The organism is Neorhizobium sp. DAR64872/K0K18, assembly GCF_050500175.1.
In the GTDB taxonomy this organism is placed as follows: Bacteria; Pseudomonadota; Alphaproteobacteria; order Rhizobiales; family Rhizobiaceae; genus Neorhizobium; species Neorhizobium soli.
Genome location: NZ_CP191446.1, coordinates 2,336,153 through 2,359,178, shown reverse-complemented (window position 1 = coordinate 2,359,178; position 23,026 = coordinate 2,336,153). Strand labels below are relative to the sequence as shown.

At 60.5% G+C, this 23,026-nt stretch carries 24 protein-coding genes, 1 tRNA gene and 2 pseudogenes; 7 read left to right on the top strand and 20 right to left on the bottom strand.

Going from position 1 to position 23,026, the window contains the following annotated elements; genetic code table 11:
* Nucleotides 1-23 precede the first annotated feature (23 nt).
* The 4 genes from ACQY1P_RS17035 to ACQY1P_RS17020 all read right to left on the bottom strand — a co-directional run bounded on the left by ACQY1P_RS17035 (nucleotide 24) and on the right by ACQY1P_RS17020 (nucleotide 3,243).
* A complete protein-coding gene (locus ACQY1P_RS17035; RefSeq protein ID WP_430254549.1) occupies nucleotides 24-1,166 on the bottom strand; it encodes an ABC transporter permease in 1,143 nt (380 codons plus the stop codon).
* Complete coding sequence (locus ACQY1P_RS17030; RefSeq protein WP_430254547.1) at nucleotides 1,163-2,050, bottom strand: ABC transporter permease; 888 nt, start codon at nucleotides 2,048-2,050, stop codon at nucleotides 1,163-1,165. Before ACQY1P_RS17030 ends, ACQY1P_RS17035 begins: the two co-directional genes overlap by 4 nt.
* Complete coding sequence (locus tag ACQY1P_RS17025; protein ID WP_113165704.1) at nucleotides 2,050-2,385, bottom strand: hypothetical protein; 336 nt, start codon at nucleotides 2,383-2,385, stop codon at nucleotides 2,050-2,052. The genes ACQY1P_RS17030 and ACQY1P_RS17025 overlap by 1 nt, the downstream gene beginning before the upstream one ends.
* Nucleotides 2,386-2,460: 75 nt before the next feature.
* A complete protein-coding gene (locus tag ACQY1P_RS17020) occupies nucleotides 2,461-3,243 on the bottom strand; it encodes an ABC transporter ATP-binding protein (RefSeq protein ID WP_062582706.1) in 783 nt (260 codons plus the stop codon).
* Between the two features lie 126 nt (nucleotides 3,244-3,369).
* Here ACQY1P_RS17020 and ACQY1P_RS17015 point away from each other — a divergent pair, with 126 nt between their 5' ends.
* The gene (locus ACQY1P_RS17015) at nucleotides 3,370-3,780 is read left to right on the top strand and encodes a cupin domain-containing protein (RefSeq protein ID WP_113165702.1); all 411 of its coding nucleotides are present in this window, start codon (nucleotides 3,370-3,372) and stop codon (nucleotides 3,778-3,780) included.
* Nucleotides 3,781-3,824: 44 nt separating this feature from the next.
* On the opposite strand, the gene hydA is transcribed toward ACQY1P_RS17015, so the two are convergent.
* The 4 genes from hydA to ACQY1P_RS16995 form a co-directional block, all read right to left on the bottom strand.
* Complete coding sequence (hydA, locus tag ACQY1P_RS17010) at nucleotides 3,825-5,279, bottom strand: dihydropyrimidinase (RefSeq protein WP_430254545.1); 1,455 nt, start codon at nucleotides 5,277-5,279, stop codon at nucleotides 3,825-3,827.
* Between the two features lie 11 nt (nucleotides 5,280-5,290).
* The gene (locus ACQY1P_RS17005) at nucleotides 5,291-5,686 is read right to left on the bottom strand and encodes a type II toxin-antitoxin system PemK/MazF family toxin (RefSeq protein ID WP_430254543.1); all 396 of its coding nucleotides are present in this window, start codon (nucleotides 5,684-5,686) and stop codon (nucleotides 5,291-5,293) included.
* On the bottom strand, nucleotides 5,652-5,864 hold the full coding sequence (locus ACQY1P_RS17000) for an antitoxin MazE-like protein (RefSeq protein WP_184653757.1): 213 nt from the start codon (nucleotides 5,862-5,864) through the stop codon (nucleotides 5,652-5,654). The genes ACQY1P_RS17005 and ACQY1P_RS17000 overlap by 35 nt, the downstream gene beginning before the upstream one ends.
* A gap of 208 nt (nucleotides 5,865-6,072) precedes the next feature.
* Nucleotides 6,073-7,326: a Zn-dependent hydrolase gene (locus ACQY1P_RS16995; protein ID WP_430254541.1), complete on the bottom strand. Its 1,254-nt coding sequence runs from the start codon at nucleotides 7,324-7,326 to the stop codon at nucleotides 6,073-6,075.
* A 253-nt stretch (nucleotides 7,327-7,579) separates the two neighbouring features.
* On the opposite strand from ACQY1P_RS16995, the gene ACQY1P_RS16990 reads away from it, so the two are divergent.
* Nucleotides 7,580-8,215, top strand: coding sequence for a TetR family transcriptional regulator C-terminal domain-containing protein (locus tag ACQY1P_RS16990; RefSeq protein ID WP_062582717.1), 636 nt, complete (start codon nucleotides 7,580-7,582; stop codon nucleotides 8,213-8,215).
* A gap of 617 nt (nucleotides 8,216-8,832) precedes the next feature.
* Here ACQY1P_RS16990 and ACQY1P_RS16985 read toward each other — a convergent pair.
* Complete coding sequence (locus ACQY1P_RS16985) at nucleotides 8,833-9,867, bottom strand: glutamine synthetase beta-grasp domain-containing protein (protein ID WP_062455284.1); 1,035 nt, start codon at nucleotides 9,865-9,867, stop codon at nucleotides 8,833-8,835.
* A 429-nt stretch (nucleotides 9,868-10,296) separates the two neighbouring features.
* Here ACQY1P_RS16985 and ACQY1P_RS16980 point away from each other — a divergent pair, with 429 nt between their 5' ends.
* Nucleotides 10,297-10,494 carry a DUF2735 domain-containing protein gene (locus tag ACQY1P_RS16980; protein WP_062455286.1) on the top strand — a complete coding sequence of 66 codons (198 nt, stop codon included), beginning with the start codon at nucleotides 10,297-10,299 and terminating at the stop codon, nucleotides 10,492-10,494.
* A 95-nt stretch (nucleotides 10,495-10,589) separates the two neighbouring features.
* Here ACQY1P_RS16980 and ACQY1P_RS16975 read toward each other — a convergent pair whose 3' ends face one another.
* Nucleotides 10,590-12,485 carry a methyl-accepting chemotaxis protein gene (locus ACQY1P_RS16975; protein WP_430254538.1) on the bottom strand — a complete coding sequence of 632 codons (1,896 nt, stop codon included), beginning with the start codon at nucleotides 12,483-12,485 and terminating at the stop codon, nucleotides 10,590-10,592.
* A gap of 627 nt (nucleotides 12,486-13,112) precedes the next feature.
* Here ACQY1P_RS16975 and ACQY1P_RS16970 point away from each other — a divergent pair.
* Together ACQY1P_RS16970 and ACQY1P_RS16965 are read left to right on the top strand one after the other, a co-directional pair.
* Nucleotides 13,113-13,436 (top strand): annotated as a pseudogene (locus ACQY1P_RS16970) (DUF2325 domain-containing protein); the annotation flags it as partial.
* Nucleotides 13,417-13,611, top strand: coding sequence for a hypothetical protein (locus ACQY1P_RS16965; protein WP_062582724.1), 195 nt, complete (start codon nucleotides 13,417-13,419; stop codon nucleotides 13,609-13,611). The pseudogene ACQY1P_RS16970 and the gene ACQY1P_RS16965, both read left to right, overlap by 20 nt.
* Here the strand turns inward: ACQY1P_RS16965 and ACQY1P_RS16960 are convergent.
* From ACQY1P_RS16960 to ACQY1P_RS16940, 5 genes are all read right to left on the bottom strand, one after another.
* Entirely contained in the window at nucleotides 13,608-13,931 is a 324-nt protein-coding gene (locus tag ACQY1P_RS16960; RefSeq protein WP_082472047.1) for a DUF423 domain-containing protein, read from the bottom strand. The genes ACQY1P_RS16965 and ACQY1P_RS16960 overlap by 4 nt on opposite strands.
* Before the next feature lie 55 nt (nucleotides 13,932-13,986).
* On the bottom strand, nucleotides 13,987-14,412 hold the full coding sequence (locus ACQY1P_RS16955; protein WP_244476126.1) for a group II truncated hemoglobin: 426 nt from the start codon (nucleotides 14,410-14,412) through the stop codon (nucleotides 13,987-13,989).
* A gap of 199 nt (nucleotides 14,413-14,611) precedes the next feature.
* Nucleotides 14,612-15,973, bottom strand: coding sequence for an enoyl ACP reductase FabMG family protein (locus ACQY1P_RS16950; RefSeq protein WP_430254535.1), 1,362 nt, complete (start codon nucleotides 15,971-15,973; stop codon nucleotides 14,612-14,614).
* Nucleotides 15,974-16,289: 316 nt separating this feature from the next.
* Nucleotides 16,290-16,571: a hypothetical protein gene (locus ACQY1P_RS16945; protein WP_062455296.1), complete on the bottom strand. Its 282-nt coding sequence runs from the start codon at nucleotides 16,569-16,571 to the stop codon at nucleotides 16,290-16,292.
* 168 nt (nucleotides 16,572-16,739) lie between these two features.
* Nucleotides 16,740-17,156: a DUF4174 domain-containing protein gene (locus ACQY1P_RS16940; RefSeq protein ID WP_325262067.1), complete on the bottom strand. Its 417-nt coding sequence runs from the start codon at nucleotides 17,154-17,156 to the stop codon at nucleotides 16,740-16,742.
* Between the two features lie 136 nt (nucleotides 17,157-17,292).
* Between ACQY1P_RS16940 and ACQY1P_RS16935 the strand changes: the two genes are divergently transcribed.
* The gene (locus tag ACQY1P_RS16935) at nucleotides 17,293-17,529 is read left to right on the top strand and encodes a hypothetical protein (protein ID WP_192077420.1); all 237 of its coding nucleotides are present in this window, start codon (nucleotides 17,293-17,295) and stop codon (nucleotides 17,527-17,529) included.
* A gap of 160 nt (nucleotides 17,530-17,689) precedes the next feature.
* Here ACQY1P_RS16935 and ACQY1P_RS16930 read toward each other — a convergent pair whose 3' ends face one another.
* Together ACQY1P_RS16930 and ACQY1P_RS16925 are read right to left on the bottom strand one after the other, a co-directional pair.
* On the bottom strand, nucleotides 17,690-19,516 hold the full coding sequence (locus ACQY1P_RS16930; protein ID WP_430254532.1) for a flagellin: 1,827 nt from the start codon (nucleotides 19,514-19,516) through the stop codon (nucleotides 17,690-17,692).
* Between the two features lie 307 nt (nucleotides 19,517-19,823).
* Nucleotides 19,824-19,900: transfer RNA gene (locus ACQY1P_RS16925), tRNA-Arg, on the bottom strand.
* A 235-nt stretch (nucleotides 19,901-20,135) separates the two neighbouring features.
* Here ACQY1P_RS16925 and ACQY1P_RS16920 point away from each other — a divergent pair.
* Nucleotides 20,136-20,423 carry a hypothetical protein gene (locus tag ACQY1P_RS16920; protein ID WP_062455412.1) on the top strand — a complete coding sequence of 96 codons (288 nt, stop codon included), beginning with the start codon at nucleotides 20,136-20,138 and terminating at the stop codon, nucleotides 20,421-20,423.
* 9 nt (nucleotides 20,424-20,432) lie between these two features.
* Here the strand turns inward: ACQY1P_RS16920 and ACQY1P_RS16915 are convergent, their stop codons facing one another.
* The 3 genes and pseudogenes from ACQY1P_RS16915 to ACQY1P_RS16905 all read right to left on the bottom strand — a co-directional run bounded on the left by ACQY1P_RS16915 (nucleotide 20,433) and on the right by ACQY1P_RS16905 (nucleotide 23,025).
* A complete protein-coding gene (locus ACQY1P_RS16915; protein ID WP_430254530.1) occupies nucleotides 20,433-20,990 on the bottom strand; it encodes a hypothetical protein in 558 nt (185 codons plus the stop codon).
* A gap of 232 nt (nucleotides 20,991-21,222) precedes the next feature.
* Nucleotides 21,223-22,047: pseudogene (locus ACQY1P_RS16910) on the bottom strand (transglutaminase family protein); the annotation flags it as partial.
* A gap of 36 nt (nucleotides 22,048-22,083) precedes the next feature.
* Complete coding sequence (locus ACQY1P_RS16905; protein WP_192086185.1) at nucleotides 22,084-23,025, bottom strand: alpha-E domain-containing protein; 942 nt, start codon at nucleotides 23,023-23,025, stop codon at nucleotides 22,084-22,086.
* Nucleotide 23,026: the final 1 nt, after the last annotated feature.

Here is a 23,026-nt window from a genome sequence, read left to right as displayed (position 1 = left end):
TTCGGGATGCGGATCGTCAGCGACTAACCCCCACGGTTAGACGGATGCCAGAATGTCGTTGCTCTCTCGGCAAGGGCGACGACGCCATAAAAGAGCGATCCGGCGAGCGCCGCAACCGCGATTTCGGCCCAGACCATGTCGACATTCATGCGGCCGATCTCGGTGGAGATGCGAAAGCCCATGCCGACGATCGGCGTGCCGAAGAATTCCGCGACGATGGCGCCGATCAGCGCCAGGGTGGAATTGATCTTCAGCGCATTGAAGATGAACGGCATGGCGGCCGGAAGCCTGAGCTTCATCAGCGTCTGCCGGTAATCCGACGCATAGGAGCGCATCAGGTCGCGCTCCATCGATCCGGAGGCGGAAAGCCCGGCCACCGTGTTCACCAGCATCGGGAAGAAGGTCATGATCGTGACGACGGCGGCCTTCGACTGCCAGTCGAAACCGAACCACATGACCATGACCGGCGCGACGCCGATGATCGGCAGCGCCGACATGAGATTGCCGATCGGCATCAGTCCTGCGCGCAGGAAGGCGAAGCGGTCGGCCAGGATCGCCACCACGAAGCCCGCGCTGCAGCCGAGGATGTACCCCGCCAGCACCGCCTTGAAGATGGTCTGCTGCACGTCCGCCCAGAGGATCGACAGCGACGCTGCAATCCGCAGCCCGATCGAGGAGGGCGGCGGCAGGAGGATGAAGGGCACGCCGAAGCCGCGGGTGAGCGCTTCCCACAGGATCAGCAGCCATGCGCCGAAGATCGCCGGGATCGCAAGACCCAGAAGCCCATCCGCAAACCTGGAACGGGTCCGGATCTCCGACAGGAGACTGACGCAGCGCCATGCCAGCAGCCAGTTGGCGGCGATCATCAGGAAGAACGCCATTGCCGCCTTGCCCTCGTTTCCGGCAAGGCCTGAAATCAGGATGCCGGTCGAGAGGTGGCAGAAGACGAAGATCGCTGCCGCGAGAAACAGGGGCGGGAGCGGCAGAAACGAAACGACCGCGCCTGCAATCGACAGAGCGAAGATCGCAAATAGTGCCATCGGTGCTAAACGCGCCACCGCATCGGGATCGAGGAGCGGAAGGGTCGCAAGTGCGGCGAGCGACAGCGCCAGGGACAGCCAGCCCTGCCATGACGTGAGGAGGGAGGTTCGCATCAGCGCGCTCATGTCGGCTTTCCTCCCATGTTGCGGTTGACGATCTTTCCGGCGATCCCGACGACTGCGACCAGAAGCGATGCCAGCACCGAGCCCGCAACCAGCGCCGCCCAGATATCGATCGTCTGGCTGTAATAGGCGCCGGCGAGAAGCTTCGAGCCGATGCCGGCGACAGCACCGGTCGGCAGCTCGCCAACGATGGCACCGACCAAGCTTGCGGCAATCGCCACCTTCATCGAGGTAAACAGGAACGGCACCGAGGCGGGGACACGCAGCTTCCAGAAAGTCTGTGCGGCGCTGGCATGATAGGTGCGCATCAGATCGAGCTGGATCAGTTCCGGCGAGCGCAGGCCCTTCACCATACCGACTGCGACGGGGAAGAACGAGAGGTAGGTGGAGATCACTGCCTTGGGCACCAGACCGGAAATCCCGATCGCGCCGAGCGTGACGATCACCATCGGCGCGACGGCAAGGATCGGCACGGTCTGCGACGCGATGATCCACGGCATCAGGCTGCGGTCGAGCGCGCGCACGTGGACGATGCCGACCGCGATCAGGATGCCGAGAAGCGTTCCGAAACCGAAGCCCGCAAGCGTCGAGGAGAGGGTGATCCAGGCGTGATAGACGAGGCTGCGGTTGGAGTTGAGCTTGCGCAGAAACGTGTTCTCGAAAACATTCGACGCCACCTGGTGCGGCGCCGGCAGGATCGGCTTCGGCTGCGACATCGTCTTGCCGAGGAATTCCATCGGCGTCGAGGTGACACCGGCGCGCCGGTCGAGATCGCGCTGGAACGGCGCATTCATGAAATATGCGCCGACATACCAGATCGCGACAATGACGAGGACGACCGTTGCGACGGGGAGAATGCGGTGACGGAACAGGGTTTCCTTGTGCATCAGCCTTTCGCTCCCATCGGCACCAGCATCAGCACCATGGCAGCGACCCCTAGACCGACTCCGGCCAGCTGCTGCGGCGTCAGTTTCTCGCCGAAAACGGCAAAGGCGATGACGTTGATGAGAAGCAGCTGCGCGATCGCAGAAACGGAAATGGCGAGCCCCAGCCCGCCCTCGCGCATCAGCTTCACCATCATCAGGTTGCCTGCGCAGTAGAGCACCAGCGATAGCAGGAGAAGGAGGATGTTGCTGGAGGCGATATAGGCGCGCGAGGCGGTCGCCGCCGCAAGAAATGTCGCCATGGCGCCGCACAGCCAGAGCAGGAAGGCAGCGTTCATGCTGAGATCTCCCAATGAACGCCTTTTGCCGCCGGAAGAGACCGAGCCTTCAGCGTGAGAGAAGAGTACAAATCCCTATTCCTCATAGCTATGCCCCGCGCGCAGACCTTCGCGGACCCGGTGGGCGATCGCCAGGAATTCGGGCGTCTCGCGGATATCCAGCGGGCGCTCCTTCGGCAGGGTCGACGTGATCACGTCGGTCACCCGCCCGGGTCGCGGTGACATGACCACGATCTTGGTGGAGAGATAGACCGCCTCGGGGATCGAGTGGGTGACGAAGCAGATGGTCTTTTGCGTCCGCTCCCAGAGTTTCAGGAGTTGCTCGTTCAGGTGGTCGCGGACGATCTCGTCCAGTGCGCCGAAAGGCTCGTCCATCAGAAGGAGATCGGCATCGAAGGCGAGCGCGCGGGCGATTGAGGCGCGCTGCTGCATGCCGCCGGAAAGCTGCCAAGGATATTTCTTGCCGAAGCCCGAGAGATTGACGAGATCGAGCGTCCGCTCGATGCGGCTCGCGCGTTCCGCTGCCGAATAGCCCATGATTTCGAGCGGAAGGGCGATGTTGTTCTCGATCGTCCGCCAGGGATAAAGCGCCGGCGCTTGAAACACGTAGCCGTAGGAGCGGCTTTTCCGCGCTTCCTCCGGCGTCATTCCATTGACGAGGATTTCGCCCGAGGTTGCCCGTTCCAGATCCGCGATCACCCGCAAAAACGTCGTCTTGCCGCAGCCGGAAGGGCCGATGAAGGAAACGAAATCGCCCTTTTTCACGTCGAGATCGACATCAGACAGCGCATGAACCGGCCCGTCGCCGGTCTCGAATGTCAGGCCGAGCTTTCTCGCAGAGACGACGGAGTAGGTCATGGGCGCGCTCCGTCGAAAGCGTGGCTGATCGTTTGAAAGGCCGGGTTTTCTGGTATCATCACGCTGCACATCCGGCCGTCGGCGCCATGGAGGCTGCCGCGGTTCTGCTGGAGAGGGGGAGTTTCAATGGACACGTCATCAAGACCGACCTGCCGTATCGTCAGGCCCGATGCCGCCTATGACGGCAAGCAGGGTCTCACCTATGTTCAGGGCATTTCGGCCGAAACGGTCGGCTCGAAGGGCATCTGCATGCATCTTCTGACCATTCCGCCGGGGGCAAAAGCCAAGGCGCATTTGCACGAAACCCATGAGACCGCGATCTACATGCTCTCCGGCTCCGCCGACACTTGGTATGGGGATCGGCTGGAGAACCACGTCGTGCTGCATGCGGGCGAGCTGATGTACATTCCGGCCGGTGTTCCGCATCTGCCAGCCAACCGGTCGGGCACGCCCTGCACCGCGATCATCGCGCGCACCGATCCCAACGAGCAGGAGAGCGTCGTCCTGCTGCCGGAGCTGGATGCGTTGGTGGACTGAGCCACCGGCCCTCGCCTTACCGGGTACCGCTGTCATCAAGCCGCTCATACGCCTGATGCCGGGATGCCGGAGCGTTCCACCTTGCGCGGCGCGGTGATTTCCTTCCAGGCCGACAGCGCCTTGCTGACGGCAGGGAACGGCGGGCGGGAAACGAACTTGCCGTCGCCCGGCTTCGTGCGGATCTCGCCATTGGCATAGGCGACATTGCCGCGCGACAGCGTGAAGCGCGGCAGGCCGGTCACCTGCTTACCCTCGAACACGTTGTAATCGATCGCCGATTGCTGGGTTGCGGCGGAGATCGTCTTTGAGGCCTTCGGGTCGAGCACCACGATATCCGCGTCGGCTCCAACAAGGATCGCGCCCTTCTTCGGGTAGATGTTGAGGATCTTGGCGATATTGGTGGAGGTGACCGCAACGAACTCGTTCATGGTGATGCGGCCTGTCTCGACGCCGTGCGTCCACAGCATCGGCAGGCGGTCTTCAAGGCCGCCGGTGCCGTTCGGGATCTTGCGGAAATCGCCGCGCCCGGTACGCTTCTGCTCCGTGGTGAAGGCGCAGTGGTCGGTCGCCACCACCTGCAGCGAACCGGACGCCAGGCCCGCCCAAAGCGAATCCTGATGGCGCTTGTCGCGGAACGGCGGCGACATCACGCGGCGGGCTGAGTGATCCCAGTCTGGATGGGCGTATTCGCTCTCATCGAGCGTCAGATGCTGGATCAGCGGTTCGCCATAGACCCGCATGCCGGACTGGCGCGCGCGCCTGATCGCCTCATGCGCCTGTTCGCAGGACGTGTGCACCACATAGAGCGGCACGCCCGCGGTATCGGCGATGATGATGGCCCGGTTGGTCGCCTCGCCCTCGACGGAAGCGGGGCGCGCATAGGCATGCGCCTCTGGCCCGTCATTGCCCGCATCCATCAGCTTCTGCTGCATGGCGGCGACGATATCGCCGTTTTCCGCATGCACGAGGGGCAGGGCGCCAAGCTCGGCGCAGCGCGAGAACGAGGCGAACATCTCGTCGTCATTGACCATCAGCGCGCCCTTGTAGGCCATGAAGTGCTTGAACGTGTTGATGCCATGGTTGCGCACCACCGCCTTCATCTCATCAAACACCTGCTCGCTCCACCAGGTTATCGCCATGTGGAAGGAATAGTCGCAATGGGCGCGGGTCGCCTTGTTGTCCCAGCGTTTGAGGGCATCGAGCAGCGACTGACCCGGCTCCGGCAGGCAGAAATCGACCACCATCGTGGTGCCGCCCGAAAGCGCCGCCCGCGTGCCGCTATCGAAATCGTCGGCCGAATAAGTGCCCATGAAGGGCATTTCCAGATGCACATGCGGATCGATCCCGCCCGGCATGACGTAGGCGCCTGACGCATCCAGGACTTCCTCGCCCCGGAGATCCAGCCCGATCTCGACGATACGACCACCCTCGATCTTCACATCCGCCTTGTAGGTGAGGTCGGCTGTCACGACAGTGCCGTTCTTGATGATGGTGGTCATGGCTCGCTCCCTTATTCTGATGTCTGGGCCTGCAACTGCATCTTGTGCGTCAGCCCGATAATGTGCAGCAACGCGACTTCCAGCCGGTTCAGATCGTCTTCGTCTAATCGGCCGATCTGCTGCCGAATGACCTCCCTGCGCAAAGGCGAGATCTTCTCCGACATGATCTGGGACAGTTCCTGCAAGCCATTGTCGATGGTGGGCACGATGATCGGGCGAAGCCAGGGGGTCTCGATGACATGGGTCGTCATCGGGCATGCCAGGATCGTCGTGAGGATTTCATTGAGGTCGTCGTGCTGGAGGATGACGGCAGGTCTTGGCTTTCCAAGCTCACCGGGGAAACCGCGATCACGATATCTCCACGCTTGAGCTTCACGGCTTATCCCAATTCGTGGGGCCGACAGCATCGAGCCAGTCCATGACCCCTTCGGCCTTGTCCGCTTCGGCGATCTTCCGGGCCTCTTCCTGTAGCTGCTCGCGGACGGTCTCATTGTCGAGATCCGGCACCCAAACCTCGATCGGCCGGTAGCCCTTGCGGATCAGCTCGGCGCGTTCTTCCTCAGAGACTTCCCGTGGCCTGCCCATGTCATTGCCTCCTGTCACTGATGGCGCATTGCCGCGCTACTGACGAGTTTTCCGGGTCGAGCTCAATGCGATGGCTCGAACCTCGTCGCACGCGCGTTTGCCCGTCGCGCTGACGGCGCGGCGATGCTTGAAAATAAGAATTTCCGGTGCGGGTGACATGCGGCTGGCTCCGCTTTTGTTGCCGGGTTCGAGTGTAGCTCGGATCTCCTCACGCCACAATCTCCGCCGTTTCCAGCACCGCATGCAGCAGCACGTCGCAGCCGGCGGCGGCCCAGTCCTTGGAGATCTCCTCGGCCTCGTTGTGCGAGACGCCGTCGACGCAGGGGCAAAAGATCATCGTCGAGGGTGCCAGTCTGGATGCCCAGCAGGCATCGTGGCCGGCGCCGGAAATGATGTCCAGATGGCTGTAGCCGAGCTTGACCGCGGCATCGCGCACCCGGCCGACCAGAACCGGATCGAAGGTCACCGGATCGAAATGACCGACGGCTTCCACCGCGCAGCCGACGCCGAGCGCTTCGCAGATCTCGATTGCGCCAGCCTCGATCTTCGCCCGCATCCGGTCGAGCTTTTCCTGCGTCGGCGTGCGCATGTCGACGGTGAAGACGACCTTGCCGGGCAGCACGTTTCGGGAATTGGGCGAGAAGAACGCCTGGCCGACGCCGGCGACAGCGCCCGGCTGCTCCGCCATCGCCACGTCCTGCACCAGTTCCAGAATACGGCCGAAGGCGAGGCCCGCATTGACGCGCCGGTCCATCGGCGTCGAGCCCGTATGCGCTTCCTTGCCGGTCAGCGTGAATTCCAGCCACCACAGGCCCTGGCAATGGGTAACGACGCCGATCTGCTTTTGCTCGGCTTCGAGGATTGGGCCCTGCTCGATATGATATTCGAAATAGGCATGCATCTTGCGGGCACCGACCTCTTCGTCGCCCAGCCAGCCGATCCGCTTCAGCTCGTCGCCATAGGTCTTGCCGTCCGGATCCTTGCGGCTATAGGCGTAGTCGAGCGAATGAACACCGGCAAACACACCGGAGGCGAGCATGGCCGGCGCAAACCGCGCACCTTCCTCGTTCGCCCAGTTGGTAACGACGACAGGATGCTTCGTCTTCACCCCGAGATCGTTCATCGAGCGGATAACCTCGAGCCCTGCCAGGACACCGAGCACGCCATCATATTTGCCGCCGGTCGGCTGGGTATCGAGGTGGGAGCCGATATAGACCGGCAGCGCATCCGGATCGGTTCCGGCGCGGGTCGCAAACATCGTGCCCATCTTGTCGGTGCCGACTGTCATGCCGGCGTCTTCGCACCAGCGCTTGAACAGGTGGCGGCCTTCGCCGTCCTCGTCGGTCAAGGTCTGGCGGTTGTTGCCGCCGGCAATGCCGGGGCCGATCTTTGCCATCTCCTCCAGCATGTCCCACAGCCGGTCGCCGTTCACACGCATGTTCTCGCCCGGTGCTGCCGCCATCATCCTGTCCTTACCCGTTATGCCTGCTTGAGCCGCGTTCCAGACCGACGTTTGCACGATCTGAAATATCGGCATTGCGTTTGTTTTGTCTGTGATCGATAATTTGACCGACTGGTAAAACATACAATGTCCCGACCGCCACTCAAGCCGTAAATCACGAAAAATACTCGCCTATTTTCGCGCCACATGCCCTGAAAATGGGCCTCGTGATACGAATCTGGATCAGCGTTTGGGACTGCAAGGCAGGATACGGATGGCCATTCCACGAGCGGCGAAAACGCAGCGGCGCACCCGCATCCAGGAGGAGAAGGAAGAGGTCATTCTCGAGGCCGCACTTGAGGTGTTTTCGGTCAGCGGTTTCCGCGGCACGACGATCGACCAGATCGCCGAGGCGGCCGGCATGTCGAAGCCGAACCTGCTCTATTATTTCCGCACCAAGGAAGCGATACACCGCCAGCTGATCGACCGGGTGCTCTCCACCTGGCTGGAGCCGCTCCGGGCTTTCGACGCCACGGGCAATCCTGCATCGGAAATCCGCTCCTATATCCGCCGCAAGCTCGAAATGGCGCGCGATTTCCCCCGCGAAAGCCGTCTTTTCGCCAACGAGATCCTGCAGGGCGCGCCGCATATCGAGGACGAGCTGAAAGGACCGCTGAAAGACCTGGTCGATGAAAAGGCCGACGTCATCCGCGCCTGGTCGAAAGCCGGCAAGATCCGCACCTGCGATCCCTATCACCTGATCTTCTCGATCTGGTCCACCACGCAACATTACGCCGATTTCGACGTCCAGGTCCGCGCCGTCCTCGGCCAGGACCAGGACGGCGAGGACCGTTTCGAGGATGCGGCACGGTTTCTGGAGGGGCTGTTTCTGGAGGGGCTGAAGGTTTGAGGGCTTCCCGGAGGACTTTGCGTCACAGGCGGCGGCCGATGTTGCATCTCCGGCGGCAGCCGTCTTGGCGAGGCGTCCCTCACACACTCCCTCATTCCTGTGCCTGTCACAGGAATCCAGGCTGCCCAAGTCCTTGGGCTAAGGAGAGCCTTCCCGCGCCGCAGACGCGACGCTGCTGGATCCCTGTGACGAGCACAGGGATGAGGGTGGAGAGAGCTTTTGCGCCTCAAGCGGCAATGGCTCCAGCGTCCTAAGCGACAGCCGACTTGGGATCACAAGCGGCAGCCGTCTTCGCGAGCGGCCCTCCCACACTCCCTCATTCCTGTGCTCGTCACAGGAATCCAGTCAGCCGAAGTCCTTGGGCTGAGAAGACCCTTCCGCGCCGCGGACGCGACGCTGCTGGATCCCTGTGACGAGCACAGGGATTAGGGTGTGGAGAGGGTTCAGGGTGCGGAGAGGGGGATGAGGGCGGATAGGGGTGAGCCCTGAGCCCTGAGGGCGGAGAGGTGCCGATCCAGGGGAGCGTGCCGGGAAAGCCTCACGTGCAGAACCCCCGAAACAAAAAAAACGCCGGCGCGAGGCCGGCGTCTTCGTTGTCCTTGGGAGGACGCTTTATCTTAGGCGGCAGCCGACTTCGCGAGCGGCACTTCCGAAATCGTCTTCAGAACCTGCGAGGCGATCGCGTAGGGGTCGCCCTGGCTGTTCGGACGGCGGTCTTCGAGGTAGCCCTTGTAGCCGTTGTTGACGAAAGAATGCGGCACGCGGATCGAGGCGCCACGGTCGGCAACGCCGTAGGAGAACTTGTTCCACGGAGCCGTTTCGTGCTTGCCGGTCAGACGCAGGTGGTTGTCCGGGCCGTAGACGTCGATATGGTCCTGCAGGTTCTTGTCGAACTGCGCCATCAGCGCCTCGAAATACTCCTTGCCGCCCACTTCGCGCATGTACTTGGTCGAGAAGTTGCAGTGCATGCCCGAGCCGTTCCAGTCGGTGTCGCCGAGCGGCTTGCAATGGAACTCGATGTCGATGCCGTACTGTTCCGTCAGACGCAGAAGCAGGTAGCGGGCCATCCAGATCTGGTCGGCGGCGCGCTTGGAGCCCTTGCCGAAAATCTGGAATTCCCACTGGCCCTTGGCCACTTCGGCGTTGATGCCTTCGTGGTTGATGCCGGCTGCGAGGCACTGGTCGAGATGCTCTTCAACGATTTCGCGGGCAACCGAACCGACGTTCTTGTAGCCGACGCCCGTGTAGTACGGACCCTGCGGAGCGGGGTAGCCGCTTTCCGGGAAGCCGAGCGGACGGCCGTCTTCGTAGAAGAAGTATTCCTGTTCGAAACCGAACCATGCATCTTCGTCATCGAGGATGGTCGCGCGGCTGTTGGACGCGTGCGGGGTAACGCCATCAGGCATCATCACTTCGCACATGACCAGCGCACCGTTGGTGCGGGCCGGATCCGGGTAGATGGCGACCGGCTTCAGCACGCAGTCGGACGAACGGCCTTCGGCCTGATTGGTCGACGAACCGTCGAAGCCCCACAGCGGCAGCTGTTCCAGCGTCGGGAAGGTGTCGAATTCCTTGATCTGCGTCTTGCCACGCAGGTTCGGGACGGGGGTGTAACCGTCGAGCCAGATGTACTCGAGCTTAAACTTGGTCATATTTTATCTCTCAGGCCGTGGTGTTCATGGTTGAGCCATCCAGAGACTGCGACGCGAAAGCGCTGCATCCCGGGCATGAGACATAGAACGCACATACCGTGCCAGTTTCTGTCGTTGCCCGAAAATCCCGATAAAAAAGTCGTATGATTGGCCGGGCTTACATGTCTGCGGGTGACGACTGTAACGCCATCATCCCAGCCCGTTTGAAAATCAATCGATTTTTCGCACACCCACCGGGGGTCTTGAAACAAGGAATTCTGCTTCGCGTCTGAGTTCCGCCGACGAAACTATATCGCCCTGAGCTCGTTTGCTTTCATTCGTGCCTAGCGCCGAACAGGCAAATGATGTAAAATAGTGCAGAAAGCACAAAAAATGTGCATATCTCTGGTTGGTATGCGTTTGAGTGCGCATTGAGGAGGAGGCGATAGGATGGTTATTGGCATCCATCGTGAGACAGCGCAGATCCTGCAATTTCCATTGACGCCACGGATCCGTCTTGAGAACGGCGCCACGGTGCCGGTCGGGACCTACCCGGTCGCGGTGCAGGACCACTGCTGGTATCATGAAGAAGCAGTAAGCAGTGCGCTGGTCGACACCAAGCCGGAACAGGGACCGAAACCCTGCTGAGCGTTGCGGGCCATCGCCGGATGGCCGATCCGAATTGAAAAATCCCGAGAGCATCGCTGCCCCCGGGATTTACTGTCTGACTGTCCAGGCTTTTATCAGGCCGCGCGCATCCGGCGTGCCATGCCGCCGAGATCGCTGCCGCCTTCCAGCTTGAAGTTGGAAAGAAGCGCCTGAAGCTGGCGGCTTTCGGCTGCAAGCGTCTCGCTCGCCGCCGTCGTTTCTTCCACCATCGCCGCGTTCTTCTGGGTCATCTGGTCCATGTGGTTGACCGAGGAGTTGATCTCGGCCAGCGCCGTCGACTGCTCGCGGGCAGCCGTGGCGATGGATTCCACATGTTCGTTGACCTTGTTGACCAGGCTTTCGATCTCGACAAGTGCTGTACCGGTCGAGCGCACCAGCGAAACGCCGCCTGCGACTTCGGAAGCCGAGGCGCTGATCAGCGTCTTGATTTCCTTTGCCGCATTGGCGGAGCGCTGGGCGAGCTCACGCACTTCCTGAGCGACGACGGCAAAGCCGCGACCGGCTTCGCCAGCACGGGCGGCTTCGACGCCGGCGTTCAGCGCCAACAGGTTGGTCTGGAAGGCAATCTCGTCGATGACGCCGATGATCTGGCTGATCTTCGTCGAGCTGTCTTCAATGCGGCTCATGGCGGTGACCGCGCTGCGAACGATTTCGCCCGACTTTGCCGCACTCTGCTTGGTCTCATAGACCATGTCGCGGGCTTCGGTGGCGCGGGCAGAGGCGGCACGCACCGTCGTGGTGATCTCGTCGAGGGCGGCTGCCGTTTCTTCAAGCGCTGCAGCCTGCTGCTCGGTCCGCTTGGAGAGGTCGTTTGCCGCCGAAGACAGTTCGGCGGAATTGTCGTTGATCGTGCCGGCTGCGCCGCGCACGTTGCTCATCGTGGCGCTCAGCCGGTCCATCGTCGAGTTGACGTTGGTCTGAAGCTCGGCAAATGCACCCTGGAACTGGCCGTTCATGCTCTGGGTCAGGTCGGCATCGGCAAGCGCTGCGATGACGCGGCGAACTTCCGTGACGGCATTGTCGACGCTTTCCACCAGCTGGTTGACGCCCGACGCAAAGCGGTTGAGGTCTTCGTTCTGGTAGTCCTTGCGGATGCGGCCGGAAAAATCGCCGGCGACAGCGGATGCGACAACTTTCGAAATCGACGTCTGCAGGTCGCTGGAACGCTCGTGAAGGGCTGCTTCCTGTGCCTTGAGGTCGGTCATGGCGACAGCGTTGGTATGGAATACCTCGACGGCACGGGCCATTGCGCCGATTTCGTCGCCGCGGCTTGCGTCGACGCCATCGATGTTCATATCGCCCTTGGCAAGGCGGGTCATGGCTTCGGTCAGCTCGCGGATGGGGCGAACGATGCCACGGCGTGCGACGATCGTGCTGATCGTGGCGCCGATGATGATGAAGGCGAGGGCCGACAGCGCCGAAACCAGCATGGCGGTGGTCGAGGACGCAACGGCTTCTTCGCGGGCCACAGCCAGTTCCTTGCCCGAATAGGTGCTGTAGACCTTGACGGAGTCGGTGACGACCTTCTGGCCATCCAGCGCCTTTTTCAGCGCAGCCGAGATGGCGGTGGTGTCGGCTGCATTCTTTTCGGCGGTGTCCACCATGCTGCGGATCGAGACGAAATAGCTGTCGAGGGCGGCTCTTACCGTCTTCAGCTGATCCTGTTCGGCAGCGTCTGCGGTTGCTTCGATCTTCGGCAGGCGGGCCAGCATTTCGCCGGCGCGCTTTTCGGCGTCGATGCGGAAATCCTTGGCTTTGTCCGGCGCCGCGGCCAACTGATAGGTCATGCGGCTAATTGCGATAATGTCGACCCGCAGATCCATCGCTTCACGAGCGACTTCTTCACGCGCGCCGACTGAAATGATTGCCTTTTGCAGCCCATAGAGCCCGCTTCCCGCAACGCCTGCAATAATAAGAGAAGAAAGGCCCATTACGACGGTAACGAGGCCGAGTTTCTTCGAAATAGCCATATCCCGAATTGCCATAGTGCACACCACTTCAACTTGCCCAACAATACATCCCAACCCGCCAATTCTCGGCATGCGCGAGGACGCCCACCTAACCTATTGCCGTAATTGCGCTAATCGCTGGTTAAAATAGCGGGCGAATATTTGTCCGGACTTGGGCGAAAACTGACAGTACACGCCAGGGTTTGAATTTATTCTCGGTTTTGAGCAAATGCTCAGTATAGGGTACGCTAAAACTGCTGCGAATCCCGAGGCTTCGTTGATCCAGCTGTAAGCCCACGCCGGCCTCGCCTATCGATGCCCCTGAAAACCACGGTCCGCTAACATACGCTAAGTGAGCAGAAAAACTGCCATTCGGCGCGCGTGTCGGTCGAAAACGACGCGGGCTGCGTCCCTAAATTAATATGAGTGTGAAAGAGTCGACTTTAATCTTTACTCTTAAATTCAAGTTTCATATGGTTCGCCAACGACGGGGTTTGCCCCGAATTATTCCGGCCCAATACGGAGAGCATCATGGCGAAGAAACAGAAGCGGAAAAACACGAGTGGCGGCAATGCCGCATCCGATGCCGCGGCATCCTCGAACCGCAGCGCTGCCAACGGCGCCTCCGGGATCGGCGGGGAAGTGGTCGACATCCGCAGCTTTCTCTATGTCGGCGGTCGGGACTGCCAGGTGGCCCATCTGCGCGCCATCGCCACCCGCCACGGCGCGGAACTGATCCATCACGACGGTGGGTTGCGCGAGGCGGTTTCCCGCATCGATACGGTGCTTCCCTCGGTTGACTGCGTGTTCTGCCCGATCGACTGTATCAGCCACGATGCGTGTCTGCGGGTAAAGACCGGATGCAAGAAGTTCGGCGTCACCTTCATCCCCTTGCGCAACGGGTCGAAGTCAAGCCTTGAGCGGGCGCTGCAGACCATCAAGGATCGCAATGATGAAAACAGGTTATCCTGATCAGCCTATTCTCGATCGCGAGGGGCGGGATCTCGACGCGATGGCCGTCCTGCACAAGCTCGCCGAGCAGAGCGGCGACGGCATGGTGACCGAGCTTTACCGGCTCGCGATGGACCGCTCGCAGGATACGGCTGTGCCGAGATCGATACCTTCGAGCCGAACCCGGACGTTCTAGCGCCGGGCCACGGCGCGCAAAAACGCTCCGATCGCGATTGCGAGCCAGCCGAGAATCATAAGATTGCCACCGAGTGGCGCGGCAAACGGAAACAGTCGGCTTCCGAGATAATGACGCGCCACCAGATCACCCGCAAACACGATCGTCCCAAGGCCCAGAATGAGACCGGCCAGCGTCGCTGTGCGGATCTGCTGATGTCCAAGATAAAGAGCGAGCAGCACCGGCGCGTGCGCCAGGCACATCATCGAGGCAGAGCCGAGCAGAAGCGTATCGCCGCCATGACTTGCGGCAGCCGCAAGGCCTACGCCGCAGGCGCCCATCAGACCGCTCGTAAAGAGAATGAACGGCCGCAGTTTATCGAGTCTCGCCAAGGCTCTATTCCCTGTTTTGCATGTGATGAGCCAGCCGCTCGATCGGCGGCCAGATGATGTCGCGCAGGGCCGGGCTTGCGATCGTCTCGTCCATGGCGCGGCGGAAGCACAGCAACCATTCGTCGCGCTCCACCGGTCCGATCTCAGCCCCGAAATGGCGCGAGCGAAGGCGAGGGTGCCCGTGTTTTTCCACATAGACGGGCGGGCCGCCGAGATAGCCGGTCAGATAGTCATAGAACTTCGCTTCACTTCCCGTCAGACTTTGCGGATGAACGGCCCGGCAGCGGGCAGCTTCCGGCAGCGTATCCATCAGGGTGTAGAAGCGCGCCGCGAGGGCCCGAACCGTCGCATCACCCCCGATCGCCTCGTAAAGAGTAATCGTTTCGCCGGATGTGGTCTGCCTGTCCTCGTCTGCCATCACGGTTTCCATGGCTCACCCATCCGGCGTCTTAGACGGATCAAGGGTGGTTGATCGTTCAAGGCTTGGTAGGCCGGAGCAACCGTCAGGGCAAGACCCGGACTAGGGCCTGAGGGGCAAAGCGATGCCGGGCGACGGTCAGGGAGTATCTTTGCATCGATGGTGCCGCCGACGCGGGGTCGGCGGGCACGATGGAGTGCAGCGGCCTTTTTCAGGCGAGCATTCTGACCTTTTCGGTCACGCCTGCATCCGCATTCGACTCATGGGTCGAATTGAGCTTGCGGGCGACGATGTCGTGGTTGAGCCACACGACAGGACCGGTCGGGTTCGAGGTTTCCGCAAAGATCAGCTGTCCGGTTGCCTCAACGACCAGCGTGCTCAGCAGATCGCTGATCAGAACCTTGCTGTCCTTGTGCATCTGCGTGATCTCGGCCGAGGTGCCGATGGTGAGATCGGACTGGCCCTGGCTGTTTGGCATCGGCCAACGCTTGAAATCGTAGAAGGGCTGCATGACTTCGTCTGCCTGAAGATCGATGATCTTCTGCAGCGTGTCTTCAACCGTGTAGCCGTCTGCCAGGCGCTCCTGGCAGGCCTGCCACAGCTCTTCAGCCCAGGCGCCGCCGCCTTCCTTCTTCAATGCGAGAAGGAGAGGGATGAGCGGCAGTTCGATGCCGGCAAACACGTCGGACGAGTTGGTCCGGATTTCCGGGCAGTTGTAGACGGTCGCCTTGATGCCATCGGCCCAGGCCTTGCGCGCTACATCCTCAAGCCGCATCTTGGCATAGCCCTGCGTGTAGTTGGTGTAAGTCTGCCAGCGATATTCGTCGCCGATCAGGATGCCGGTGCCGTGATATCCATAGGCTGTGTAGCGCACCTGGTTGCCCGCGGCTTCGATCCGCGTGCGGATGGCGGTGCTGAGCTCGATCAGGTGGTGATAGGTATTGGCGGAAACCTCGTCGAAGTTTGCAAGGATCAGCTTGCCCATGTCGCTGTCGAGCAGTGTCTGCGAGGACATGTGGCGGGCGCCGCGGCCCTTGTAGATGCGGTTGGCAATGACGAGGAAAGCCTTCGCCTTGGGAATGCCACCCGCCATCGTATGAGCAAAGAAGACATTCTTGCCGGCCGGGATCATGTCTTCGAGGATCGCCATGACTTTCGTCAGCGAATTCCGGAAGCGCTCCACGCCGACTGTGCGGCATGCCTCGATGTGATCCCAGTCCAGTTTGTCGGTCTGCCAGCTTTCGAGCGTCATGTCGGCCAGAATATCGGTCGGGGTCGGCGTGCCGGCCGGTGAGTCGAGATCAAAGCCCGCCATCAGCGGAACGTTAATGATCTTGCCGCCGAGCTGCGTTTCCGCAGCCTGCAGTTCGTCATCGGTCAGCGGACGCAGCGCGTTGTTCTCGTCGCGGCGCCCGACGGTGATGCCGACGATCTTCATGCCCGCACGCTTGGCCTCTTCGATCAGCCCGGTCGCGTAACCGCGCCCGAACAGCTCGCCGAACAGAACAAACACGTCACCTTTGCGAAAGACGACATTTTGGGAAATGCGTTTCAGGGGGATCGGATTTTCCATGGCGCAAACTCTCTCAAAAAGGACCGGAATCGATCCCTCGAATATCTTTGAGACCTAGTGCACCATAAAAACGCGAAATGGGAACTCATTTTGCGTGTCCAAGTATGTCGATTCGTGAACTGACGCGGTGATCAGGGCGGTTGTTAAGGCCGATCGTCCGCCTAACAGCTGTGCCGAGACCGTATTCTGATGGCAACCCCTCCGTCTTCCACGACCATCCGCGCCGTGCACAGCGCAACGCCGGCACGTGCGCGAAAAGGCGCGTTGCATCAGATCTTATGAGTTCAGTCTTGGAAGAATCCTGCTGCCGCAGGGCCTATACGCGCTGCATGCGCTCCTGAAGCGCATCAACGACGGCCTGCAGGAACGCCTTGCGCCGCTCGTCCGTCGTTGCGTCAGCCGTGACCTTGAGCGGCCCGCGGATATTGTTCATGAAACCGGAGTGGTTGAAACTGTCGGCGGCCACGTTGACCTCGACCTCGTCCATGTAATGCGACAGCAGGGGCGCCAAAGCGAGGTTGGTGTCCTTCTGGTACTGGTGGGCCATCACCTGAGCAAGCTTACCCATCTGCACGTACGGACCGAATTCGGCGCTCATCTGTCATCGTCTCCTTCAATTCATGGCCTAGGCGCCTAAGGTAGGGTGAACGCGTCGCAACGCAAATGTCGATCGGGGATATGCCCGCGTTTTCCGAAATGGTCGCGAAAAGTTGAACGAATCAGAGCCGTTGCGTGCCACGGATACCCCAATGTCGTCTGAGGTCATTCAGCCTTTTCCGCCGCGGCGCATCGGCATGCGATCAATCAGGTCGAACATCTCGACGTCGCTGACGACCGTATCGCTTTTCAGCTTCACGCCGCCATCCTTGCCGACAAGGACGACATGAAACGCACCGTCCGCAATATTTGCCTCCGCGCGCAGCCTGCCCGCGTCGATCCGGTCGGCGTCACCATAGATCGTTTCCACGACATCTCCGGAAACCTGCAGCACAACCATGTCGCGCTCCGCCAATTCCGCCTTTTGCGATGTCAGGATGCCGACCTGTCTTGCAATCGATGCATTCCCCTTGTCACCGAAAAGGATGAGGACACGCTTTTTCCATTCGAGGTGTGAAAGGCTGTCCATGGCAAACACCTGCGAGGTTGCGAGCGAGAGGGCGAAGGCGATGAGTGTTCGTTTCATGCGGTCATCTCCAGATCTACCGAAGGAACGCAACAAACGCGTGATGGTTCAGGTGCTTCCTGTCTGTACGCCCTCTCTGGATTCTTGAGCTAGTCGCTCCCATCTTATGATCATCAACTGAAATAGGGAGGTTGCGATGGCAGATACCTCTGCGCACGCACGCGATGGCAACGTCATGGAAATTCTGTCTCCCACCCGGGTCGCCGGCCCGGGCTCGCCCATCTGCGACTGCTGTCGACAGCCAAGATCCGTGGAGGAGTTCGATCAGGATTGCTGCGGGATCTGCATGACCTGTCTCGAGTGTGACGACATGCTGGTGGATGTGGAGCCTGAGGCATCGCCTTGCACGGCAAGAGGGCGTCCGGTGCCGTGAGCGGCCAGATGGTGGCAATGGTGTAGGGCAGGGTGGTCTCGATACGCGCCACAGCGGAACCGCGGTGAACCGGCGAACGCCTGGTCATGACGATGTCGACCAGAGAATGAAAAGGAGGGCTGGATCCGTGAAAGAACTTCGGCCAGCGCTCCAGGTGCGTTCAGGAGTTGAAGAGCTGCATAATCGTCTCGCTGCTGCTATTGGCGATCTGCAACGTCTGAACGGCAAGTTGCTGCTGCGTCTGGATTGCGGACAGCCTAGCAGAGGCTTCCTCCATGTCCGTGTCGACAAGGCGGCTTACACCGCTTTCGATATTGTCCATGAGGGTTGAGTTGAAGCTTGTCTGCATGTCGAGACGCTGCTGGAGCGAACCAAGGAACGCGGCGCCGTCGACAACCCTCGATTTCGCGGTTTCGATGTAGCTCAGATAATTGTCGATATTGTCGGGGTTCTCTTCGATGTCGATGTCGATAAAGTCGAGCGCCGGACGAGGCTCGTTGCTGACGCGGATTTGGCTGAACGTTATGCTTGTTCCGCTTCCCCATTTCCGATCGACTGCGGGATCTGACTTGATGGTGACGTGGGTGGCATCCGTCGCCTCGATGACTAGGTTTGGCCAATCGGCGTCGAGCAGCGAGTGCAGCAGAGTTTCCATCTCCTCTGCGGTCGCGACCGTACCGTCGGTCTTGTTCAGCAGCGTATTCACATAGGTGCGATCAAAGGAATAGGATTTCTGGGACGCACCATTGACCGCGAAATTGAAGTTGATCTCGATACCGTCTTCGTTCTCGCCGTCATTGTATAGAGTGAAGTCTCGGAACTCGAGGCTTAAGCTCGACCCACGTAAGCCATAGGCAGAATTCTCTTTCAAACCACCGTTGCTGACGCCAGTGCTACTCAGGTTCGAGATGCCGACATAGGATCCGTCACCATTTTTCTGGAGCGTCATGATGCTCATTTTCTTGGGATCGTGGACGCGATTTTTTGAATCCGGGGGATCGTACATGAAGGAGTCGGCTGAAACCAAGGCGCCGAGTGGATTCAACTGCCTGTTGAGGACGCCTGCGAACTGCGTGTTGGTCGATATGACTCCACCAAGACTGGCATCATAGGCGTCCACGTCAGCCTTGGTGATTGTGATCGTAGTGCTCACTCCTCCAAAGTAGGGCCCGGGAAGCTGGCTTGGGTCCTCCACTTCCTTGTCACGCAGGAGTGTGAAGCTGATGTTCGACCCGGCCGTGTTGAAATCGAGAGGCGCTTCATCGGGAAAATCGTTCAGAGCGAAGAGGCCGGCACTGCCAGTGGATCGTCTCGGGTTCATCCAATCCATAGACCCGTCATCGGTATAGTATACCGTCGCGTCGGAGTAGCTGGAATAGGAGGTCGGATAGCGGATTCCGCCGACCGTATAGGCATCGCGCGCATCGGCTTGAAGCAGGCCGCCACCGGTGGTGTTGAACAGAGAAATCGATGAGAGATCAGATTCCATTTTCTGAACTGATACCCCGGATGCAGTCCGGGTGAAGCCTGACACCACGGACGACTTGTTGATCGTGTTGTCATAGATGTCGGCAATGTCGGTGTTCAGCCACTTTTCTCCGCTGAAACTCGCGCCGTTGGCGATGGAGACGACCTGCTCTTTCAACTTGTCCAGTTCAAGCTGGATCTGCCCCCTGTCGACGCTGGTCTCTTTTGCGGTGACGAGTTTGGCTTTGAACTCATCCAGAACATCGATCACAGCCTCCATGCCCTGATAGGCAGTGTCCACCTTGGCGGTGCCGAGCCCGAGCGCATCGCTGGCGGCTGCTATGGCGTCGGTGTCGGATCGCATCGTCGTCGAAATCGACCAGTACGCGACATTGTCGGCGGCGGTCTGAACCCTTAGGCCCGAACTGACTTGCTGCTGCGTGCGCTCCATGTTCGAATTCAGTGTGCGCAAGGTCTGAAGCGCATTTGTTGCAGCGATGTTGGTCAAAATACTGGTCACGTAGAGCCCCACAAGCATGGGCTAGCGCTTCGAACTGCGCCGCAGATCGATGAAAGACTAGCAATGATCGGATCACGTTTACGGTTAACCCCCTCAGGGTGCCTGCCATCATGGCAAGACCGTCCCTATGCCGGAGAGGCTAGGGCTGCTCGAGTGTCGTTATTACAATCTTAGATCGAGCACTTCAGGTATCTATGTGCCGCAAACTTGACTAACGTCAAGTTAATGGTTGTAAAGCAAAACGAGATTTTCACCATAGGCTAGTGGTGACCGATTGCTTCTCATGTGGAGGAACTCAAAGAGAAAATGGCGCACCCGACAGGATTCGAACCTGTGACCTTTGGAATCGGAATCCAACACTCTATCCAGCTGAGCTACGGGTGCATGCCGAAAAGCGATGACTCGCTTCGTCCGATGAGACGGTTCTTAACCCAGGATGCTTGCGGCATCAATTGGCAAAATCGGGAAATCGCAGCCTGTGGGCAAGATAGCGGCCGTGGGCGTCCCGCGGGGCTGCGTCGGGGAGAGGGAAAGTGGGAGTGATCCCTTGCAATTTTCGCTGGGGACAGGGATATCGTCGGGGAAGGGCCGTATCTGGCCGCGAGGGGAGCAGGCACGCATGATCGATCCGAACCACCCGTTTTATGGGCCGCTCTGGCGGCGGATCCTCATTCCGGCGATCTGCTTCGGCTGGGCTGTGTTCGAGCTTTATGCCGGTTCGGTCACCTGGGCGGTCATTTCCGGGGGTCTCGGCCTTTATGCGGCCTACAAGCTGTTCCTCGAAAAGCGGCCGGCTGCACCGGTTACGATGGCCGACCCTGCACAGGACCAGGATGCGCTGGCCGACGATGCGCAGCTGCGCAATGCGCCTGAACAGCCTGCCGACAGGACGTTCGACAAGACCTGAACTTTAAAATCAGCCGAACATCCGCGCGTGGATTTCCCGCGCCCTGATCGCCTGGTCGATCAGCAGGTTGGCGATCTGCATCCGCGTGGTCGCCGCCGGACGGAACCGCTCGGCCACGCCGTCCGGATGGTTGGTCTTGGCAAACCGTCTTCGCTTGTCGTTAAGCGTGGCTTCCGTGTCGACGTCGACAATAGCAAGTTCGCCGGCAATCTCATCCGTCGTCAACCGGGTCAGGTGTACAGGTATGGACGGTTCTACCGGTTCGACCGGCTGCGGCTGCGGGGTTTCGGATGTGAAATCACCTGGCGAAGGCGGAGCTTGCGCCTCCATCTCTTGCTGCGTGCCGGCTCCTGGTTCCAGTTCCGAGATGTCGGCGAGGTCTGCGAAATAGGCGTTGGTGTCGCCAGTCGCACCTGTCTCTGGTTCCTCGTCGGTCGTCGAGATGACGAAACCCGTTCCAAGGCCGCGGACGCGGAAATCCGCTGCCGCCTCGACAGGTTGGTCGTCGTCGCGCTCGCGCTTCAGCCGTGTCAGCACCGACTGGAAGATCGATTGTCCCAGCAGCATTTCCGCTCCCTTGCTATCGGCGCAGACAATCATGCCTGGATGGTGCCGGGCTTGCGCGAGAGTCGGTTAAATTTACGTAAACAACGACGGCTGTCTTAGGCAGCCGATCCTGATGTCACGACTGGTTTTGTCCTTGCGTGGTCTGGCTCTGCCCGCCCTGAACCTGGCTCTGTCCACCTTGGCTTTGGCTCTGTCCACCGCTCTGGCTTTGAGAACCCTGGGTCTGTGAGCCTTGAGCTTGAGTCTGGCCCTCATCCTCCACCGTCAGCGACACCTTGAGGTTTTCGCCGAACGTCTCGGAGACCCGGCCGATGCGCATGCCTGAGATCGGGGCTGCGTCGCGGTAGTCGAGGCCGGTGGCGAGCCGCACATAGCGCTCGTCCGGGCAGACGTCGTTGGCCGCATCGAAGCCGACCCAGCCGAGGCCCGGAATATGCGCCTCCGCCCAGGCATGCGTCGCCACCTGTTCGGTCGTGCCCTCCATCAGAAGATAGCCGGAAACATAGCGGGCAGGGATATCGCGCAACCGCGCGGCGGCAAGGAAGATGTGGGTGTGGTCCTGGCAGACGCCGGTCTTTACGGCAAGCGCCTCTTCGGCGGTGGTTTCTGTCGTCGTGGTGCCCGGCGTATAGGCCACGGTCTCGTGGATCGTTTCCATCAGCGCATGCATGCGGGCAAGCTCGCTGTCGCCGGTCAGGCCTTCTGCCAGCGCCTTTACCAGCGGGCCGGCTGCCGTGCGCGGGGTCTCGCGCAGGAAAAGCCAGAGCGGGCAGAACCCCTGATGGGTGCCGAAAACGCCGGCCTTGTCCACGGTTTCCACCTCGCCGGATGCGACGATGCGGATCGTGTTCTCGCCGCCTTCCGACGACACCAGTTCGACGCGGTTGCCGTATTGGTCGGCATAGCCTGCCTCAACCGTGGCGCCGTCCACGCTCACCGTCCAGTTGATGATCTTCTGGGTGGATCCTGCGGTCGGCGTCAGGCGAAGCCGCTGCAGCGAATAGGGCAGCGGTTCGTCATAGGTATATTCCGTCGTATGGGAAATCTTCAGGCGCATTGTTTCAAATCCTCAAGGGACGCCACTCGGCCCGTCCTACTGGTAAAAGCGATAGCCTTGCGAAATCTCGGCGCTCAACTGGTTGTTGCGCGATACGAATTCCTCGAGAAACTCATGCAGGCCGTGATCCATGATCTCGGTGATCGATCCCCGCGTCAGCGTCGCGCGGATCGCGTCGGCCGTGTCGTGGGCCGTGTGCCGCTCTGCGTATTCCCGCTGCAGGTAGCCGAGATTGCTGACGATCTTTTCGTAGCAATAGGCAAGCGAGCGCGGCATCTGAACTTTCAGGATCAGGAAGTCGGCGATATTGCCGGCCTGATAGTCGCCGTCATAGACCCAGCCATAGGAGCGGTGTGCGGAAACCGAGCGAAGGATCGATTCCCACTGGAAATTATCAAGCGCGCCGCCGACCTGGCTGACGGAGGGCAGAAGCACGTAATATTTCACGTCGAGAATGCGGCTCGTGTTGTCGGCCCGTTCGATAAAGGTGCCGATGCGCGAAAAATTGTAGAGATCGTTGCGCAGCATGGAGCCGTGAAAGGCACCGCGGATGAGGGCGCAGCGGTGCTTGATGACGTCGATCAGTTCCGGCAGTTCGGTGGCCTTGAGGTTGCGCGAAAGCCGTGCCTTGAGATCGAGCCAGGCCTCGTTGGTGGCCTCCCAGGTTTCGCGCGTCAGGGCAGTTCTGACCATGCGGGCATTGTTGCGGCCCGATTCGATGCACGACAGGACGCTCGACGAATTGGCCGTGTCGCGCAGGAGATAATCCACCGCGTCGGCTGCCGTCAGCTTGGCATGCACCTGCTTATAGGCATCGCGCACGCCCGCACTTTCCAGAACGCCGTGCCAGTCCTCGTCGGAGGATCCGGCCCGCGTCAGCGAGACGCGCAGGCCGGCATCGACGAGGCGGGCGATGTTTTCGGCACGCTCGATGTAGCGGAACATCCAGTAGAGGCCGTTTGCAGTTCTTCCCAGCATG